This is a genomic window from Acinetobacter sp. YH16052 (assembly GCF_013417155.1).
In the GTDB taxonomy this organism is placed as follows: domain Bacteria; phylum Pseudomonadota; class Gammaproteobacteria; order Pseudomonadales; family Moraxellaceae; genus Acinetobacter.
Map to the genome: position 1 here is coordinate 1 of NZ_VPEO01000151.1, position 1,459 is coordinate 1,459.

At 38.2% G+C, this 1,459-nt stretch carries 2 protein-coding genes; both read right to left on the minus strand.

Annotated elements, in window-relative coordinates; all coding sequences use genetic code 11:
• Positions 1-107: 107 nt before the first annotated feature.
• Entirely contained in the window at positions 108-359 is a 252-nt protein-coding gene (locus tag FTV42_RS16855) for a hypothetical protein (protein ID WP_180009754.1), read from the minus strand.
• A gap of 241 nt (positions 360-600) precedes the next feature.
• Positions 601-1,459 (minus strand): protein rep (locus FTV42_RS16860; RefSeq protein ID WP_180039253.1); only part of this gene is annotated, 859 nt, incomplete at its 5' end.

The following is a 1,459-nucleotide window of genomic DNA, read 5'->3' on the forward strand; positions in this document are numbered from 1 at the left end:
CTCGCTTTGATTTGGAGTGTTTTGGTTGTACAATGGTTGTACCTCGTTGTATTTGGTTGTACACGAATTCAAAGCCCTAAGAACTGCCATTCTTGGGGCTTTACTATTTAATCCTTTCTCATTTCTTGAGCTGCTGCTTCAAGGCCAGAAGCTAAAAGTTCAGATAGAATTTTTTGTTTATCCTTACCTGCTTCAATATCCTGAAAAGCTTTAAGCATTGCCTCAACTACTGGGCGTTGTGCGTCTAATAAACCCATAACCATTGTTGATACAGGGATATTTTGATAATCGGCTACTTTCTTCAATAAATCCAAGTAGTCTGGCTGAATTGTGAGGGCTAATCGTTTTTGAACTGCCATTCTAAAAACCTTATGTTACTAATAGTCACATAATACATCCAAACAAAAAATAATCAAATATTTTCACGTCGGCATAGCCGAAAAACTCCCGATCTTGGTTTAGATGGGAGCTTGTAATCAGAGAGGGAAGGTTTTTAGTTTTTATTGCGGAGTCGTCACTCGTAGACACTCGTTCGGTACTTGTAAACATGACAACATGACAACATGTAAGCAAGGATACACATAGTACCCTGTGACCTTGTTAGGGCGACCCTAAGACCCCTTGATCAATCAAACATTGGCGCACCAAGTCCATAGGTTTTTTGAGAGTCTGATCTTCAACAACAGCAATAAGCAATTCGCCTTGTTTGCCTTGCGATCTAACAGCATTCCATAGCTCAATATCTAATTTGAAAAGCATTTCTGCTACGTTGTCAGTATCGTCTACAATTTCTTGGTCTGTTTTTTCCTGTCCTTTGCTACAAAGTTTTTTAAGACCTCTAGACCAATTTAATTGGCGTTGCCCCTTAAAAGCAAAATAATACAAGCGGAATAAGTTAGCTTCTTTTTCATCACCTGTTTCATCAAAACTTCTTAAAATATCAAATGGAGTTCTACCGTCTTTTTTCCCTTTTTTAACGTGGCCCTTAGTCATTTCATGTTCTAAGCCCCATTTTGAAACGTAGTTACCTGCTTCATTGCCAGCTTGCAAATGTAATCCATGTTTTTGACTTGGTGCGCCTAGACCTGCCTTTAAACAGCAATGTTCCCAAACCTTAAACATATCAGCCTGCATAAGGGATAAAGAACCCACACCAATTGAATAAGGGATAAATAACAAAACGTGATAATGAGGGTGAAAACCGTTGTCGCCATGCGTAATTTCAAAGCATGAAATGTAATGCTCAATCATCCATTTTGAGAACATATTTTGAGATGCACGAACACCCTTGAAGAATTTTGAATATGCTTTTTTAAGGTCTTTTTTGAGTTGTTTAATATCGGTATGTGAATAATGGGGAACGGTTAATGTAAGCAATAATACAGATCCGCCTTGTCCCTGCCACCAGTCCATAGCTTCTTTAACTTCGTTTTTACGATGTTCAGAAATAATTGCAGCA